Origin of the sequence: Nocardia sp. NPDC049737, from assembly GCF_040674755.1 — a bacterium.
Taxonomy (GTDB): domain Bacteria; phylum Actinomycetota; class Actinomycetes; order Mycobacteriales; family Mycobacteriaceae; genus Nocardia.
In genome coordinates, this window is sequence record NZ_JBFANH010000034.1 from 19517 (window position 1) to 36894 (window position 17378).

Genomic DNA, 17378 nt, shown 5'->3' on the forward strand with positions numbered 1-17378 from the left:
GGTCACTCTCCTGTGGCGGATCGGTCACCGAGCAGGCGCTTGCGCAGGCGATCGAATTCGCTGCCCCAGCCCGCCTGATCGGTTCTGGCGAGCCCGCCCATCTCTACTACGGTGCGTCGTTGGTCCACGGTACCTGCTTCGTCCTCGGCCGGGTAGCCGCGGATCCAAATGCGCCGCCGCTTCACCAGCAGCGACACCAGCAGCCCGGCCATCATGGCCAGTGCGCTCACCAGCACCCACTGCTGCGCCGGATCGTGCGATACCTGCAGATTCACGTATTCCTGCGCGCCGTTGAAGGTGACCTTGGTGCCATTGGGCAGCGTCGCCGACTCGCCGGGACGCAGGTTGACCCTCGCCTCCTTGGTCAGTCGCCCCTGCTTGACCTGCTCCGGATCCAGCGCGAACAGCGACTGCGGCTTACCGGTATCGAGACCGGTATCGCCGCGATAGATGTCCACCGCGACGGCCGGATCGTCCATGGTCGGGAACGACGAGGTGAGCAGGCTGCCGTGCAGTAGCGCGGTCGGCGCGAACAGGCCCTCGATTGCGATCTGGTTCTTGCGGCGCTCTTCGTCGGTCGCGTACATGCCGCCGGGCGGATCGATCCGCAGCACACCACTGGACAGGAAGGTCTGCGCATTGTCGGGCCGCCATTGCACGGATTCGGTGCGGGTTTGCCCGTTCGGGAAGGTGACCGTGAATGTCGGCGCGAAACCGTGGCCCTGCAGATACAACCGGTCCCCCGCGACGCGCAGCGGATGATTCACCTGGATCTGCGCATCACGCCAGGTATCGCTCTGCAGATCGCCCCCGGCCTGATATTCGATATGCGAGGTGAACATCTCGGCCTGCCCGTTCTGCAGGTAGTCGGCCTTGAAGTCCTTGACCCGCACGCACAGCGGCGCCATACCGGTGCCGTCGTTGATATTGCCCGCCTTGAACGAGTCGAAGACGGCGGGCGAAGTGGTACAGAAGCCGGGCCCGTTGTTCGCGATGACGATCACGCTGCCCTCATAACCGAACAGCTTGCCGACCGCGATGGCGACGAGTAGCCCGACCAGGGCCAGGTGGAAGACCAGGTTGCCGAGTTCGCGGGTGTACCCCTTCTCCGCGGAGAGGGTGATCTCGCCTTCTCGAGTACCTTCGCGCACCTCGGTCCGCCAGCCGCGCAGTCCCTTTCGCGCATGCTCGAGCACGACGTCCGGGGTGCCATCGATCGTCTCGGAGTAGTGATGCGGCAGCCGAGACAGGTTGCGCGGCACCCGAACCGGCGGGGTGCGCAGTGCGCGATAGTGGTCCAGGCAGCGCGGCAGAATACAGCCGACGAGCGAAATGAACAGCAGCGCATAGATTGCCGTGAACCAAAAGCTGGAGAACACGTCGAACAGCTGGAACCGGTCCATCCACGGCCCGAGCGTCGGCCGGTCGGCGATGTATTGATCGACCTTGCCCTCGTTGAGATTTCGCTGCGGCAGCAGGGCACCCGGAATCGCACCCAAGGCCAGCAGGAACAGCAATACCAGCGCGGTGCGCATACTGGTGAGCCCACGCCAGCCATTGCGCACGAGCGCCCACGCGCGACCCGGTAGCGACTGACGCGGCGGCGTCACCGGCGCCTCGGGTTTGTCGAGCACGGTCATATCGGCAGCGTCACCTCGGAAACGAATGCGTCGCGCACCCAGGCGACGAATTGGTCCCACGCCCCGGTGACCAGCGCGATCCCGACCGCGACGAGCAATATGCCCCCGATGATCTGAATGGTGCGCGAATTGCGCCGCAGCCAACCGACGCCGCGCAACGCGCTCGCCGACCCGAAGGCCAGGATCACGAACGGCAGTCCGAGGCCGAGACAGTAGGCGACGATCAGCGCAACCCCGCGCACGGCCGTCGTGCCCTCGGTCCCGGCCGAAACCGCCATCACTCCGGACAGCGTCGGCCCGAGACACGGTGTCCAACCGAGCGCGAAAACCGCGCCGAGCAGCGGAGCGCCCAGAATGCTCGTGAGCCTGCGCGGCTCCATCCGGGTATCGCGCTGCAACGCGGGGACCAGGCCGATGAACACCAGACCCATCAGGATGGTGACCACACCACCGACCCGTTGCAGCAGTTCACGATTCACGTTCAAGGTCTGGATGACACCGAAAACCGTTGCGGTGGCGAGCACGAACACCACGGTGAAGCCCGCCACGAACAGTCCGGCCGCACCGGCCACTCGGATTCGATCCGTACGTGCCGCAGCCCGATCCACCGAAACCGCTTTGCCGCCAAGACCTTTGGTCTGCGCAGCGGTGGCGGGCGGCGCTTCGGCGCCGACCAGCCCGGCCAGATAGGACAGGTAACCCGGTACCAGCGGCACCACACACGGCGAGGCGAACGAGACCAGTCCGGCCAGTACGCACGCACCGAGCGCCAATAACAGCGGCCCCGTCGCCGCCGTCTGCTGGAACGAATCACCTACTGCGGCAAGCACCATCAGTCGGACTCCACCGGGGGTCGATCAGCTCGCTCGGGCACCGGCGCGGGTTCCGGTGCGAAGTCCATCATGGAATCGGCTGCGGCGCTGCGCGGTACGGCGGAAACGCCGACCCACCGGTCATCGACCGTCCAGACACCGCGGACGAGACGGGCGGCCTGCCGCGGGCGACAGGCACGCGGGCTACGAGTACGGCGATCGCGATTCACGATTGCACCTTCCTACCGCTCGCTACCGAGCGGGACGTAATTACGGCGTGGGCCGAACGAATCACTGCGAACCTTCCGCCGCAATGCGTTCGACAATTGGTTGGAGGTCTTCCGCCAAGAGCGAGCGGAGGAAGACAGCGGCGACCCGATGTTGCCGGTCCAGCACCAACGTGGTGGGAATGACACTGGTCGGGAAGTTACCGCCGAGCGCGAGCAGGGTGCGCATGGACGGGTCGTAGACGGACGGATAACCGACCTTGTTGTCGACGACGAAGTCCTGCGCCTTGTCCTGCTGGAAATCACGGACATTGATGCCGAGGAAAACGACGCCCCTGTCCTTGGTTGCCTCGTAGACCTTGTCGAGCGCGGGCGCCTCGGCACGGCACGGCCCGCACCACTGCCCCCACAGATTGAGCACGACCACCTTGTCCGGGAAGTCGGCGACCGAGGTGGTCTTACCCGAGGTCATCAGATCCGGCCCGGCGAGCTTGCCGATGGTGCCACGCGCGGCGGGCGGATCGTAGAAAATATCGGTTCTGCCGCCGGGCGAGACGAATTCGAACGTACCGCCGGAGGCCACCGCATCCTTCCCGGTCGAACACCCCGCGAGCGCGGCCATCAGGGCCACGCACGCGAGCAGGACCGGCGCCGAACGCCGGGCCGACGGCCGGGAAGAAGTTCTCATGCGCCGTGCACCGTGGGATCCGAACCGCCAGCGGGCTCGGAGTAGACGATGTCGACGAGGGTGTCGCCCTGGTAGACCAGCGAGGTCAGCGAGGCGAGCGAGCACTGCCGGTGCCGCGGATCGTGCCAGAGCCGCTGGCCCTGCAGGAACCGCCGCAGCGTCCAGACCGGCAGCTGATGCGAAACCAGCACCGCCTCGTGTCCAGCCGCCTCGACCCTGGCCTTATTGACCGCGGCCAGCATGCGGTGCGCGATCTGCAGATACGGCTCGCCCCAGGACGGGGTGAACGGATCGCGCAGCTTCCACCAGTGCCTCGGCTTGCGCAGCGCACCATCGCCGACCGAAACCCGCAGGCCCTCGAAGGTATTACCGGCCTCGATCAGATTCTCGTCGGTGCGAACCAGTAGCCCGTGCTGACGCGCGATCGGCTCGGCGGTCTCTTGCGCACGCTGCAGCGGCGAGGCGATCACCAGCGCGATGTCGTGATCGGCCAGCGACCGCGCGACCGCACCGGCCTGCGACCGACCGGTGACCGACAGACTGAACCCGGGCAGGCGACCGTAGAGAATGCCCTTCGGGTTGTGCACCTCGCCGTGCCGCAGCACATGCACGATGGTCTCGACCGAATCGTCATCGACCGACTCCTCGCCGCGCGGACGGGTGACGGTGCCGGAGGTACGCGGCGACGCGACGGCGACAGACTCCTCGGTCTCGTCGGAATCAGGCTGGCCGACGGCCTCGGCGGTGACACCGGATGCGGCAGCGTCGCCGGGCTGCGCGACAATGCCCGATTCGTCAATGGCGCTGGACTGCTCGGGCGCAGCGGCATCGGACTCGTCGGCGACAACGGCGGCTTCCGCGCTGTCGACAGAGGTATCTGGTAGTTCGCGCATTTCTGAATCTGGCTGGTCGGAACTCACGCGCGGGATCCTTCGGGGGTGGCGGCCGCGGCCGCATGTGCGGCGGCGGGCAGGGCGGCGGCGATACGGTCGAATGCGTCCTCGTCGAGCGCCGCGGAGACGAACCATGCCTCGAACGCGCTCGGCGGCGCGTACACACCGCCGTCGAGCAGTGCGTGGAAGAAGGCGGGGAAACGCCAGGTCTGGCTGGCTTTGGCAGTGGCGTAGTCGGTGACCGGACGGTCGGCGAAGAACACGCTCACCATATTGCCCGCGAACTGGACCTGATGCTCGACCCCTGCGGCACCGAGTGCCTCGGTGAACAAGCCGCCCAGTCGCTCGGCATTGCGATCGAGTGCCGCGTACACCGCGTCATCGGCCGCACGCAGCGAGGCGAGCCCAGCGGCGACCGCGACCGGGTTACCGGAGAGGGTGCCCGCCTGATACACCGGACCAAGCGGCGCAAGGTGATTCATGATCTCGGCGCGCCCGCCGAATGCGGCAGCAGGTAGACCACCGCTCATCACCTTGCCGAAGGTGTAGAGGTCACCGGCGACACCGTCGCGGCCGAACCAGCCGGACCGGCTCACCCGGAATCCGGTCATCACCTCGTCCATGATCAGCAGCGCGCCATCATCGGCGGTCAGCTTGCGCAGGCCCTCGTTGAAACCGGGCAGCGGCGCGACCGCACCCATATTGCCCGCCGCCGCCTCGGTGATCACGCAGGCGATTTCGCCCGGATGCGCGGCGAAGGCGGCGGCAACGGCCTCGATGTCGTTGTACGGCAGCACGATGGTGTCGCCCGCCTGCGCGCCGGTAACCCCGGGCGAGGTCGGCAGGCCGAGCGTTGCGACACCGGAGCCGGCATCGGCGAGCAGCGCGTCCACATGGCCGTGATAGCAACCCGAAAACTTGATGATCTTGGAGCGGCCGGTGTAGCCGCGGGCCAGCCGGACCGCGCTCATGGTCGCCTCGGTGCCAGAGTTGACCAAGCGGACCCGGTCCACCGGCGCCATCCGTTCGGCGATCAGCTCGGCGAGCTCGATCTCGGCTTCGGTCGGCGCACCGAAGGACAGTCCGCCGACGGCCGCACGCTGCACCGCCGCGACCACCTCGGGATGCGCGTGGCCGAGAATCATCGGCCCCCAAGAACACACCAGGTCGACGTATTCGTTGCCGTCGACATCGATGAGCGTGTAGCCCTTGGCCGATGCGATGAATCGCGGTGTGCCGCCGACGGACTTGAAGGCCCGCACCGGCGAATTCACACCACCCGGAATCACCGAAGCGGCCCGGTCGAAGAGCTGAGCCGAGACCGGCACCGATGCCCTGGTCACGCGCGGAGAAGAACTCACGACATCCAGTGTCTCAGCCCGATTGGAACGAGTCGACGACAGGGTGTAGTCGAGTGACGCAGACCGCACGCACCGCAGCCTCTTCGGCGCAACACGCCGATCATGGTTGCGACCGATATCGGTCACTGACCGATTACTGATGCGTAATCTCGGTGCGTCGTCGCACCATCTAGCCCATCGGGAGAGTCCAATGCGGTTCGCCGTCATCAGCGCCACGCTCTTCACCGCGCTCGCCACCGTCACCTTCGGCGCCGGGACCGCAGCCGCCGCGGATCCGGTCAGCCAGCCCGACCGGGTCGGGCTGCATCTGAATCACGCGGAGACCGCGGCCCTCAGCGACGGACCACTGCCCGCGCTGGTCACCATGGTGGTGCCGCTGAACCGGATCGGTGCCGGACTCAAGAGTGACACCGAGATCTACCGCGACGAGAACGGCGGAGTACACGCCTCATTGCGCCAGGTCATCATGGAGGCGGCCAGCCATCCGGACGGCACCGTCACCCTGTATGTCAACGCGCCGGGCACCAGGGACGGCCGCGCGCTGGACATTTATCAGAGCTGGGACTAGGTATACATGCACGGCGCCGAGGCCGAAATGGTGTGCAGCTGGCACATGAAGTTGTTGTACACACCCGCCGAACCCGAATCGGGCACGAAGATCGGCGCGGGTTGGGACACCTCGGTCTGAGTGTCGGTCTGGGCGGCGGGCTCCAGGGGCAGTCCCGGCGCGGCCCATGCGGGCGCCGCACCGATCGCGGCCGTCGCGACGACCGCAGCGCACACTTTCCCGGCAAAACGAATCACAAGCATTTCTCCCAGTCGACACAATTCGGATACCGGCCGAAAGCGTAACGGCCACAACAGTATTCACTGAATGCCGACCGTTGCACCTCGCGGCGCGGCACTTGCACGGTAGTGCAGTCGCGGCGGATGCGCCAGGGCACGTCCCGGATCGGCCGTTGCGCCCGAGCGTGATACGGCGCTACGCGGTGGCGCCGACGCAGAACAAGGCGAAGCCGGTTGTCAGCAGACAGGCCAACGGGACCGGAAGCAGGTTCAGCAGCGAAAACGACGGGATTGTGGGCATCATGCCTGCGATTTTCCCGCGAAATTCACGACCGAACTGGTGCGGCGATGTGGATCGCCGGTGATTGCCCTGGTTCAGCGCGAACGCGCGGCACGCACCGTGCGGGCGACGGCATCGATCGCGAGCACACCGGCCACCATTACCAGGAAAGCGGCCAGCACCAGCCACGGAGCGCCGTAGCGGGTGGAGTCGAAGCCGGGCACGTCCCCCGACGGCGCGAAGGTGGTGGTGATCAGCCCGTTGCGCCAGCTCACCACCGCGAGAACCGCACACCCGAGCGCGAGCGTCAATTCGACCAATGCCGCAAGCATCCGGTCACCGATCGCGATCAAGCGCGTCAACGATCCGCTCCGTTCTCGCTGTCTTCGACTTCCTCGGTCCGCGTGGACAGATCTTCGGTCCCGCCGAGCGCTTCGGTGAGCGCGGCCCGCAGACCGCGATGATCCTTCGCCCACGCCTGCACCAGTTCACCACCGACGAGCCGCAGCCCGATGCCCTTGCGCCGGCGCGGCACTCCGCTCAGCTCGCCGAGCGAACGCGCCGATTCCCAGTCCTCATCATCCCAGGAGTCCTCGTCCCGCTCGGGCAGCACCGCGTCGATGGTCGCCAGCGGTAGGGTCTCAGTGCCCTCGCGCAGCGTGCTGGGAGTCAGCTCGACGCTCACATGCCGCTGTCCCGCGATCACCTGCAGGACAACAAAACCCGCGATCAGCGCGGCACAGAAGATGAGGGCGAACCAATGCACCTGGTCAGCGGTCACCAATTCCAGAATCAGCACGATCAGGCACAACAACGGCCCGTAGGCCACCGAACGCCAGCGCGCGCCCGGTTCGGCGAACAAGATGGTCGCGCCATCCCCAGAAGCCGTCACACCATGCTCCCGGTCGCGCCGAGCACGGCGACGGAAATCGACACCCGACTCCTGATCAGCCGACCGCGCCGGGCAACAGCAGCACGGCGACGGTGACCAACGCGAACAAGATCAGCAGGCTCAGCACGAGCAGATCTCGTCGAATGCTCTGCGGCTGTTGGATCACCACTCGCATCGATGCCTCCGATCTCCCGGAGCCATCTGGTCGACGTACTTACAAAACGTAAGACAACGCGCAACAAGTGACTTCCGGTTCCCATGTCCTCTGTGACAACCCTCACGATACATGCTGCCGATTTCTTGACAAACTCGCGACCGCTCCAGCCGCGGGTCACCTGCGATTCAGCTGGAAGTAGGCAGTCGAGTCCGGACGGTGACTCAAATACACCGCACCCGCCGCCAGCACGCCCTGCACGATTGCCGCACCACCGGCCAGCAGCGAGGCCGCCCCGGTCACCGCTTCCAGCGCGAACAGCGTGCCCACCGCGACCAGTACGAGCCAGACGCCGACAGCGGTCAAAAGCGTGCGCGCCCACAGCTTTCCGCGCACGAACTGGTGCACGAACAGCAAAGCGAATGCGGCCAGGGCCAACCCGATCACCACAGCGACAACAAAGGCCAACGAGACCATTAGCTCGGCATTGGCCATCGTGAAATTCGGATCGCCGACGTGTACCTGGTCGTACATCTTCTGTGCGAAATCCTTGCGCTGCTGAAACGCCGCAACGACCGACCCGATCATCTGCAGAAGGCCGAATCCAATTACGCCCCACCACAATTGCCGCGCCGTCCGAATGTCCTCCGGCGGTTCGGGCCGCGGCCGCGGCGGTCCGACAATTGGTCCACGCGGGTGCGGCCCCGGTGGATACATCCCAAGCGGGTACGGCATCGGTGCATACTCCCCCGACGGAATCGCGCCCTGTGGAGGCAGTCCGGGCGGAATCGGGCCGGGCGGAATCGCGCCGGGCGGAATCGCGCCGGGCGGAATCGCGCCGGGCGGATGCGCCGCAGCTGGATGCACGCCCTCCGGCAGGGGCTCGGCAGGATTCGGTCCCTGAGTATCGGCTCCTCGCGGACTCGACCCGCGCGACTCCGCCCCGCCCGACTCGCGGTCCGGCGAATCGGATCCACCCGGCTCGGAGGATGACTGCGATGCCGACTCCGAACTCGACGACTCCAACGACTTCGGACTGCCGGACTCCGACTCCGGGGCCTCGGGTCTGGGCGGATTCGTCACGACAGCCAGTGCGCGGCCTCGGTCGCCCAGTAGGTGAGCACCATATCCGCGCCGGCCCGGCGGATGCCGATCAACGATTCCAGGATGGCGGCGCGGCGGTCGATCCAGCCGCGCTGGGCGGCGGCGGTGATCATCGCGTATTCGCCCGAGATTTGATACGCGGCCACCGGCACCGTCGATTGGTCGGCGACATCGCGCAGGATGTCCAGATACGACATCGCGGGCTTGACCATCACGATGTCCGCGCCTTCGGCCAGATCCAGTTGCAGCTCCCGGATAGCCTCGCGGCGGTTCGCCGGATCCTGCTGATAACTGCGCCGATCCCCTTCCAGCGAGGACGCGACCGCCTCGCGGAACGGACCGTAGAAGGCCGATGCGTACTTCGCCGCGTAGGCGAGGATGCCGGTATCGGTGCGCCCGACCGCGTCCAGTCCGCGCCGGATCGCGCCGACCTGACCGTCCATCATGCCGCTGGTACCGAGCAGATCCGCACCGGCTTCGGCCTGTGCGAGGGCCATCTCCACGTAGCGGTGCAGGGTGGCGTCGTTGTCGACGGCACCGTCCGCCGACAGCACGCCGCAGTGCCCGTGATCGGTGAATTCGTCCAGACAGGTATCGGCCATGACCACCGTCGAATCGCCGACCTCGTCCGCGAGCGCGCGCAGACCCCGGTTGAGAACGCCGTCGGGATCGCTGGCCTTGCTGCCGGTGGCGTCCTTGTCCTCGGGCAGCGGCACACCGAAGAGCATGAGCCCGCCCACACCGGCGGTGACCGCCTCGACCGCCGCCTTGCGCAGGGAATCCATCGAATGCTGCAGCACGCCGGGCATGGAGCCGATCTCGCGCGGCTCCTCCAGTCCGTCGGCGACGAACATCGGCAGCACCAATTGCCGTGGCTCGAGAGTTGTTTCGGCCACGAGACGACGCAGGGCGGGGGTACGGCGCAACCGCCGCGGGCGGTCCAATCCGGTCATAAACCGCACGATACGCCCGGTCCGAATGCGAGTCGCAGGCGGCGGGTGCGCCGACGGATCAGCGGGCCGGGAACCCCGGCGGCATCTGCATCTTTCCGCCGCCGAACGGACCGCCGCCGACCAATACGGTCGACCCCGCCATATATCCGAGGTCGTCGCCGCATAGTGCCAGGATCGCACGAGCGATCTCCGCAGGCTCGGCCATTCGGCCCAGCGCGGAGACATTCAGTGGACCCCACGCGTCCTTGAACACCGACCACATCGCATCCGGCAGGCCGGCCGGGCGGATCAACGCGGTATCGGTGGTACCCGGCGCGATCGCATTGACCCGGATACCGCGCGGGCCGTACTGCTGGGCCATCGAGCCGACCATCCCCTCGATCCCGGCCTTACTCGCCGAGTAGGCCGGCGCATCGGCCATCAATGATTTCGAGGTCGTGCACAGGATCACCCCGCCGCCCGAGCGCTCCAATAGCGGTACCTCGTATTTCACCGAGAGGAAGACTCCGCGCAGATTGGTGTCGAGGACGTCGTCCCACTGCTCGATCGGCAGTTCCTCGGCCGCGCCCTCGATTCTGATCCCCGCATTGTTCAATGCCACATCCAGGCGACCGAACCGGCGCTCCACCTCGGCGACCAGTTGTTCGATATCAGCCCGAACGCGAACGTCAGCGCGCACGTAGTGTGCTGCGCCGCCGATGGATTCGGCGACCTGTTTGCCGAGCTGTTCGCGGCGACCGCAGAACACCACGGACGCGCCCTCGGCGGCGAAGGCTCGCACCGCGGCCTCGCCGATACCGGATGTACCGCCGGTCACCAGCACCACCTTCCCGGCGAAGCGCCCACTCGAAGCCGCCGTCGGAAGCGGATCGGTCGGCGGATCGCGCAGGTACGGCGGCACCACAACGGCCGTCGCAACCGCGGCGGCACCCGCACCGGCGGCCGCGAGTCCCATGAACGCCCGGCGTGAACGACTCTGTCCCCCAGTGGATTCGGTATCCGGTGTCGATTCCGTATGCATGCACCGATCATCTCGGCGGGTGGCGCGGGCCACTTCCTCCTACCGGCCCGACCTTTCGGCCGATCGGAGGACACCACATCATCCCCGTGAAGGATGTCTCGAAGATTCGATAAGCCCGCTGCGCGACACCGCGAGCCCCCGGCGGTCGCCGGCCACATCACCCGGAACCTGTGGAATCCCGCGCCCAGCTCTGGTGGCTCGTCCGGCGGTTCGGCCGCGGCCGTTGCGGCCGGATCGGTAACGGTGGCGCACCGCAACGACGGTCTCGGATCGGTGCGCATTCCCGCGGCCTGCTGCGGGGTGATGTACCGGCGCTCGAAGAGTGCGGTGCGAGGGGCGGATGATGTCTGAACACGCACCCGCCAACAAATCACGCGCACCGAGCATCCCGTCTCACAGCCGGGCACCGCGTCCCCGGTTGTTCCGGCTGGAACGCGGGATTCGCGGATCACCGCACGGTTGGCTGTAGCGTGCGAAAGCCCTTGTGGGCGGGCGTTTTTTGTCGGTGGGCAGGAGTAAAATCGAAGGTGTGTTCGAGGGAATCGCTCCGGGTTCCCGATCGCGACGGGAGGACGCCACCGTGCCCAACACCGCACCGAAGTCGAAGGTTATCGATCGGCCCTATGTTCCGCTGCAGAAGCGGCCACTGCCCACCGGGCGGCCGCGCAAGTGGTACATCTCGCACAATCGGCGGCTCAAGGCCATGCGGCTGACCATCGCCCTGCTCGACTCCGGGATCTACCTGCCGAGCCAAGCCAGCAACGAAAGGATCCGGCGCACAGCCGAACTCATCGATATCCGCCCGCCGTCCGACACCACCTGCCGGTTGGTGCGGACCCTGATGCGCTACAGCCGCTGATCAACGGAGCTCAACGGTTGCGGCAGCTCCGGTTGTGCGGCGAAGGGCCACACCGCTAGCGATTGCTTGCAGGTCGCTCGAAACGGTCAGCTAGCGATTGCTTGCAGGTCGCTCGAAAGGCCTGCCTTCGCCGCACAACCGGGTAGGCAACGGATATTCAGCGGCTGCGGCGGCTCTTCTTGCGCGGCGGGGGCAGCAGCCCCTCGGCGCGCAGTCGAGCCGCATGCTCGGCCAACGCCTCGACCAGCGGACCGACCTGGGCGACCTCCGGCTGCACATCCACGCGCAAGCCGAATTCGATGGCCGTCTCGGCGGTCTTCGGGCCGATGCACGCAACGATGGTGCGCGCGTGGGGCTTACCCGCGATACCGACCAAATTGCGGACCGTGGAGGACGAGGTGAACAGCACCGCGTCGAAGCCACCGGTCTTGATCATCTCGCGGGTCTCGGCGGGCGGCGGCGAGGCGCGCACGGTGCGGTAGGCAGTTACGTCATCGATTTCCCAGCCGCGGTCGCGCAGACCTTCGGCCAGGGTTTCGGTGGCAATGTCCGCGCGCGGCAACAGGACTCGGTTCACCGGGTCGAAAACATCGTCGTAGGGTGGGAAGTCGGCGAGTAGCCCCTCGGAGGACTGTTCGCCGCTCGGCACCAGCTCCGGGTTGATGCCGAACGAGCGCACCTTGTCCGCGGTGGCTTCGCCGACGCAGGCGATCTTCACACCGGAGAAGGCCCGTGCGTCCAGACCGAATTCGGCGAACTTCTCCCAGACCGCGCGCACCGCATTGGTGGAGGTGAACACCACCCACTGGTAGCGGCCGTCGACCAAGCCCTTGACCGCGCGCTCCATCTGCGCCGGGCTGCGCGGCGGCTCGACCGCGATGGTCGGCACCTCCATCGGAATGGCGCCGTGGGTGACCAGCCGCTCGCTCATCTCGGCGGCCTGATCCTTGGTGCGCGGCACCAGCACGGTCCAGCCGTACAGCGCCCGCGACTCCCACCACGACATCTTCGACCGCTGCGCGACCACCTTGCCGATGGTCACCACCAGCGGGCCGACCAATTCGGAGGCCGCGCTGTTGAGCGTGGCCAGGGTGGCCTCGATGGTGCGCTGCTGGCGGGTGGTGCCACGCACCGTCACCGCGACCGGGGTCTGCGGCGCCATACCGTGTTCGACCAGCGCACTCGCGGTTTCGGCCAGATGACCCGAGGTCGCCGACAGCACCAGCGGGCCGGGCGCGGCGGCCAGTGCGGCCCAGTCGACCTCACCGCGTACATCGGCCTCGGTGTGTCCGGAGCCGAGCGCGATACCGGCGAAGCTGGGCACGGCGGAACCATTGGGCAGGCCCGGCAGCACCTCGAAAACCATATGCGAGCGCGTCACCGCATTGACCTCGGCGATCACCGAATCGGTCGTCAGCGGATCGCCCGCGACGACACGGACCACATCGTGCCCACTGCGGGCCTCGGCGATCAGCGTCTTGGCTACCTCGGCGGGGTCGCCGAGCGCGGGCCGCACGTCCACCGGACGCTCACCGTCCTCGCTCGGTTCGACCGCGATACCGATCAGGGCGAGCACGCCCTTGTCGACATCGGGATCGGTGAAGGCCAATGTCGCCCGCCCCAGCACCTCGCGCGCACGCACTGTCAGCAGTGCCGCGTCGCCGGGCCCCGACCCGACAAACAGGATCCGACCCGGATGCTTCTTGTGTGCTCGGTTCATGCCCGTACCTCGCTAGCGCTCGGCACGGACATCGCCGGGGGCGCTGTGCTGTTGATTCGCTCGCTGCGCTCGCTCATTGGTTGTTCTCCATTGGGCTGGAATTGGAAAAGTCAGTGGACGGACTAACCGCTGATTCCGGCGTGCTGAGCAACTCGCGAGCGCCCAGATCGAGCAGTTCCCGGGCCAACTCACGGCCGAGCTCCGCGGCGCGCTCCGGAGCGCCGACCACGGAGGCTCGCAATACATCGGAGCCGTCGACGGCCGCCGCGCAACCGCGCAACGAGAGTTCGTCGACAATTCTGCCGTCATCGTCGAGCGATTCGACGACCTCGGCGATCGCGCCGATCGGCGCGGTGCAACCGGCCTCCAGTTCGGCCAGCAGCGACCGTTCGGCAATGACAGACGCACGGGTCGCGGCGTCGTCGAGTTCAGTCAGCGCCTTGATCAGTCCGCTGTCATCGCTGCGGCATTCGACCGCCAACGCACCCTGTGCGGGCGCAGGCAACATCTGCACCGGCTCGAGCGCCTCGGTGACCACGTCGAGCCGACCGATTCTGGCCAGTCCGGCCCTGGCCACCACGACCGCGTCCAACTCCCCTTCGCTGACCTTGCGCAGCCGGGTGTCGAGATTGCCGCGCAGCGGCACGATGTCCAAGCCGAGTCCGAGGGCACGCAACTGGGCCACGCGGCGCGGCGCCGAGGTGCCGACCTGGGCACCGGCGGGGAGTTCGCCGAGCACTAGACCGTCGCGCGCGACCAGTGCGTCACGCGGATCCTCGCGCGGCGGGATGGCGGCGATGGTGAAACGCGGATCCTGGGCGGTCGGCAGGTCTTTGTACGAATGCACCGCGATATCGATATTCCCGGCGGCCAGTTCGTCGCGCAGTGCCGAGGTGAACACGCCGACACCGATTTGCTGCACCGGATCCGAGGACAGATCGCCCGGGGTCTTGACGACCACCAGCTCCGCATCGTGTCCGGCCGCGATCAGGTTGTCGCGGATGGTGCCCGCCTGGGTGAGGGCGAGCAAACTGCCTCTGGTGCCGATCCGCCACGGCACGCGAATGCTGCCTGCGGTCACGTTTGCCTCTTCCTGCACGACTGTCATGCCGTCTGCCCCTGTTCTTCGCCGCGGTGTCCGGCGGTGAAGTCGTCGGCCAATGCGATCTCGCTGCCGTCGACGATCGCTTGCGGGTCGACCGAAACATCGCCGAGGAAGCGAATCGCGGTGTGCTCGTCGCTGATCGAACTGAGCTCCATAGGAGCCGCAACCGCTTGCGCCGCACCGGGTTTGAGCTCGAACAGTTCCCGCAGCGCCTCGGCGTAGGTATCGCCGCCCGGGGTGGAGGCCAACTGTTTTACGCGCACCGTCGGCGCGTGGAGCAACTTGTCCACCACGCGACGCACGGTGCGCGCCACCTCGTCACGTTCCGGATCGGCCAGTCCGGGCAGTCGGGAATCCAGGCGCAGCAATTCGGCCTCGACCACCTCGGCCGCGCGCTGCCGCAAGGCGGCGACGGTCGGGGTGACCTCCGCCATGCGCTGGCCCGCAAGATATTTCGCGAGTTCGTCGGCGACGATCGAGCGGGCGGCGACGGTATCGTCGGCGGCCGCACCGGCCGCCGGATCGCGCTGCAACGTCTCGATATCGATGACTGTGACGCCAGGCAGTCCGGCGACGGCGTGTTCGACATCGCGCGGCAGACCGAGATCGCAGAACACCAACGGCCGTTCCACCTGGCTGGCGCGCTCACGTTCGGCGAGTGCGCGATGGGTGTCGGCCAGCGTCACCACCGCGCCGACCGCGCCGGTGCAGGTGATCACGACGTCCGCGGCCGCCATGGCCCCGGTCAGGCGCGACAGTTCCATCGAATGTGCCTCGACACCGTGACTGCGCGCGGTCGCTGCCAGCCGCTTGGCCCGGGCCGACGTGCGATTCACCACGATGATGCGCCCGATGCCCGCCCGCGACAGATGCGCGACGGCGAGTCCGCCCATTGCCCCGGCCCCGAGCACCACGGCGGTCTGCCCGGCGAGCGGGCCGAGCACCTGCTGCGATCGATCCAGGGCGACCGAAACCACCGAAGCGCCGGCCCGGTCGATACCGGTCTCCGAATGCACCCGCTTGCCGACGCGCAGCGCGTGCTGTGCGAGTTCGTGCATGGTTCGCCCGACCGCCTGCTGGGCATCGGCGGAAGCGTAGGCGCCGCGGATCTGGCTGAGCACCTGCTGCTCGCCGATCACCATCGAATCCAGGCCGCTGGCGACCGCGAACAGGTGTTCGGCGGCGGCCTCGCTGTAGCGGACGTAGGCGTGCTTGGTCAGATCCGGCAGCGGCAGGCCGGAATGTTTGGTCAGCAGTTCGCCGACCTCGGCGAGACCGCCGTGGAAGGCGTCCACCACGGCGTAGACCTCGACGCGGTTGCAGGTGGAGACGATCATCGCCTCGGAGACATGACTGGAGGCGAGCATTCGATCGATCAGTTTCGGCCGGTCCGCGTCGGTGATCGCGACCTTCTCCAGAATCGAGACGGGCGCGCTGCGATGCGAAATCCCGACTAAAAGAATGCTCATGACCGCGCCTCGCCGGCGCTCGGCTCCGTCATGCGCATGGCGCGCTGGCACAGGATTCGTTCGCTGCGCTCTCTCATGGTGTAACCACCGATCCCTTGCTGGATGGCTCCGTTGCCGAATGCGAGGTCGTCGAGTGCTTGAGTGCCGGATGTCCGGCAGCGGTGTGCGCGGGCGCGCGGTGGGCGATGCGACCGGAAACGGCGTGCGCGACCTCGGGCAGCGGCGGCGCATTGCGTGCGGTCTCGAAAGACAGCATCTGCAACTCGACCGCCAGATCGACCCGGCGCACCTCCACCGTCTCCGGTGCGGTCAGCTCACACGGGGCAAAGCTCAGAATCGATTGCAGCCCGGAGGCGACCAGCAGATCGCAGACATCCTGTGCCGCGGCGTCGGGCACCGTGAGCACGCCGATGGTCGGCTTCAACGCATCGATGGCCGGGGCCAGATCGGCGACATCGCGCACCACCAGACCAGCGACAGAGCGGCCGATCACCTCGGGATGGTTGTCGAACATGCCGACCACGGTGAAACCGCGGCGCCGGAATCCGCCGTAGCCCACCAGGGCGCGGCCCAGATTTCCGGCGCCGACCAGTACCACCCGATGTCCCTGTGACAGCCCGAGCACATCTTCGATCCTGGTGCGCAACTTGGCGACGTCATAGCCGACACCCCGAACACCGTTGGGGCCGAGGAAGGAAAGGTCCTTGCGCAATTTGGCCGAATTGACACCCGCCGCGACAGCCAGTTCCTCACTCGATACGATGGCAACACCGTCGTCGGCCAACATGGCCAAGACCCGGAGATAGGTGGCCAACCGCGCCACGGTGGCCTGGGGGATGTCCTTCTGCAGAGCCCTGCCGGAGACGCCACTCGGCGCCTCATGCTGCTCTGTCACGTCGTCGGCTCCTCGTTCCGGCCTCCGGCGAGGTCCGGTTCGTCGTTCGACCTCGGGCTCGGGGCGGTCCGGTGCCATGGTCGAAGTATTCGGAATGCTGGGTTCATTACGCGGTGGATCCGCAGCCTCGGCGAGCGGGTCGCGTGCCACCACCGTAACCGCTTGTGCAGCCCTTCACAAAGTCGGTGAATTTGGCCTCATTTTCCGCCGCGACCAGCATCGCGGCGGAATCGGGCCGGATCAGCAATCCCTCAGCGAGTCAAGTCGGCCCGCAATCGGGGCTCGTCGACATCGAAATAGCTGTGCTCACGGCCGTCCAAAAGCACCACGGGAAGCCGGTCGCCGTACTCCGCGCGCAGGCCAGGGACGGTTGCGGCGGCTTCGTCGACATCGACGGTGGACGGCTCGATATCGAAATCGGCGCAGATCGCCCGGAGTTGCTCGAGCGCGGTGACGCAGAGCCCGCAGCCCGATCTCGTCAACAGCGTCACCGAATGTGTGGGATTGGTCATGGCCGAT

18 protein-coding genes and 1 pseudogene are annotated in these 17378 nt (G+C 67.1%); 3 read left to right on the forward strand and 16 right to left on the reverse strand.

Features of this window, described 5'->3' with window-relative positions; genetic code table 11:
* Positions 1 to 2: 2 nt before the first annotated feature.
* The 5 genes from AB0J47_RS34800 to hemL form a co-directional block, all read right to left on the reverse strand.
* On the reverse strand, positions 3 to 1640 hold the full coding sequence (locus AB0J47_RS34800; RefSeq protein ID WP_364356182.1) for a cytochrome c biogenesis protein ResB: 1638 nt from the start codon (positions 1638 to 1640) through the stop codon (positions 3 to 5).
* Positions 1637 to 2473 carry a cytochrome c biogenesis CcdA family protein gene (locus tag AB0J47_RS34805; RefSeq protein WP_364356185.1) on the reverse strand — a complete coding sequence of 279 codons (837 nt, stop codon included), beginning with the start codon at positions 2471 to 2473 and terminating at the stop codon, positions 1637 to 1639. Before AB0J47_RS34805 ends, AB0J47_RS34800 begins: the two co-directional genes overlap by 4 nt.
* A gap of 270 nt (positions 2474 to 2743) precedes the next feature.
* Positions 2744 to 3301, reverse strand: a complete 558-nt coding sequence (locus tag AB0J47_RS34810; protein WP_364356391.1) for a TlpA disulfide reductase family protein — start codon at positions 3299 to 3301, stop codon at positions 2744 to 2746.
* Positions 3302 to 3363: 62 nt separating this feature from the next.
* Positions 3364 to 3981, reverse strand: a complete 618-nt coding sequence (locus AB0J47_RS34815; RefSeq protein WP_364356394.1) for a histidine phosphatase family protein — start codon at positions 3979 to 3981, stop codon at positions 3364 to 3366.
* 302 nt (positions 3982 to 4283) lie between these two features.
* Positions 4284 to 5621, reverse strand: coding sequence for a glutamate-1-semialdehyde 2,1-aminomutase (gene hemL, locus AB0J47_RS34820; RefSeq protein ID WP_364356188.1), 1338 nt, complete (start codon positions 5619 to 5621; stop codon positions 4284 to 4286).
* A gap of 190 nt (positions 5622 to 5811) precedes the next feature.
* On the opposite strand from hemL, the gene AB0J47_RS34825 reads away from it, so the two are divergent.
* Positions 5812 to 6189 (forward strand): hypothetical protein, encoded by a 378-nt coding sequence (locus tag AB0J47_RS34825; RefSeq protein ID WP_364356191.1) that lies wholly within the window; start codon positions 5812 to 5814, stop codon positions 6187 to 6189.
* On the opposite strand, the gene AB0J47_RS34830 is transcribed toward AB0J47_RS34825, so the two are convergent.
* The 6 genes from AB0J47_RS34830 to AB0J47_RS34855 form a co-directional block, all read right to left on the reverse strand.
* The gene (locus tag AB0J47_RS34830) at positions 6186 to 6431 is read right to left on the reverse strand and encodes a hypothetical protein (protein ID WP_364356194.1); all 246 of its coding nucleotides are present in this window, start codon (positions 6429 to 6431) and stop codon (positions 6186 to 6188) included. The genes AB0J47_RS34825 and AB0J47_RS34830 overlap by 4 nt on opposite strands.
* 351 nt (positions 6432 to 6782) lie before the next feature.
* Complete coding sequence (locus tag AB0J47_RS34835; RefSeq protein WP_364356196.1) at positions 6783 to 7049, reverse strand: hypothetical protein; 267 nt, start codon at positions 7047 to 7049, stop codon at positions 6783 to 6785.
* The gene (locus tag AB0J47_RS34840) at positions 7046 to 7579 is read right to left on the reverse strand and encodes a hypothetical protein (RefSeq protein WP_364356199.1); all 534 of its coding nucleotides are present in this window, start codon (positions 7577 to 7579) and stop codon (positions 7046 to 7048) included. Before AB0J47_RS34840 ends, AB0J47_RS34835 begins: the two co-directional genes overlap by 4 nt.
* Before the next feature lie 331 nt (positions 7580 to 7910).
* Entirely contained in the window at positions 7911 to 8321 is a 411-nt protein-coding gene (locus AB0J47_RS34845; protein ID WP_364356202.1) for a hypothetical protein, read from the reverse strand.
* Between the two features lie 491 nt (positions 8322 to 8812).
* Complete coding sequence (gene hemB / locus AB0J47_RS34850) at positions 8813 to 9790, reverse strand: porphobilinogen synthase (RefSeq protein ID WP_364356205.1); 978 nt, start codon at positions 9788 to 9790, stop codon at positions 8813 to 8815.
* 58 nt (positions 9791 to 9848) lie between these two features.
* A complete protein-coding gene (locus tag AB0J47_RS34855) occupies positions 9849 to 10811 on the reverse strand; it encodes an SDR family oxidoreductase (protein WP_364356208.1) in 963 nt (320 codons plus the stop codon).
* A 150-nt stretch (positions 10812 to 10961) separates the two neighbouring features.
* Here AB0J47_RS34855 and AB0J47_RS34860 point away from each other — a divergent pair.
* Positions 10962 to 11114, forward strand: a pseudogene (locus AB0J47_RS34860) (amidase family protein); the annotation flags it as partial.
* A 226-nt stretch (positions 11115 to 11340) separates the two neighbouring features.
* Positions 11341 to 11670: a hypothetical protein gene (locus AB0J47_RS34865; RefSeq protein ID WP_364356211.1), complete on the forward strand. Its 330-nt coding sequence runs from the start codon at positions 11341 to 11343 to the stop codon at positions 11668 to 11670.
* 157 nt (positions 11671 to 11827) lie between these two features.
* Here the strand turns inward: AB0J47_RS34865 and AB0J47_RS34870 are convergent, their stop codons facing one another.
* The 5 genes from AB0J47_RS34870 to AB0J47_RS34890 all read right to left on the reverse strand — a co-directional run bounded on the left by AB0J47_RS34870 (position 11828) and on the right by AB0J47_RS34890 (position 17371).
* Positions 11828 to 13390 (reverse strand): bifunctional uroporphyrinogen-III C-methyltransferase/uroporphyrinogen-III synthase, encoded by a 1563-nt coding sequence (locus tag AB0J47_RS34870; RefSeq protein WP_364356214.1) that lies wholly within the window; start codon positions 13388 to 13390, stop codon positions 11828 to 11830.
* 73 nt (positions 13391 to 13463) lie between these two features.
* On the reverse strand, positions 13464 to 14498 hold the full coding sequence (hemC, locus tag AB0J47_RS34875; protein WP_364356217.1) for a hydroxymethylbilane synthase: 1035 nt from the start codon (positions 14496 to 14498) through the stop codon (positions 13464 to 13466).
* Complete coding sequence (locus AB0J47_RS34880; protein ID WP_364356220.1) at positions 14495 to 15964, reverse strand: glutamyl-tRNA reductase; 1470 nt, start codon at positions 15962 to 15964, stop codon at positions 14495 to 14497. The genes hemC and AB0J47_RS34880 overlap by 4 nt, the downstream gene beginning before the upstream one ends.
* Positions 15965 to 16037: 73 nt before the next feature.
* A complete protein-coding gene (locus AB0J47_RS34885) occupies positions 16038 to 16859 on the reverse strand; it encodes a redox-sensing transcriptional repressor Rex (protein WP_364356223.1) in 822 nt (273 codons plus the stop codon).
* A gap of 251 nt (positions 16860 to 17110) precedes the next feature.
* Positions 17111 to 17371, reverse strand: coding sequence for a glutaredoxin family protein (locus AB0J47_RS34890; RefSeq protein ID WP_364356226.1), 261 nt, complete (start codon positions 17369 to 17371; stop codon positions 17111 to 17113).
* Positions 17372 to 17378 lie beyond the last annotated feature (7 nt).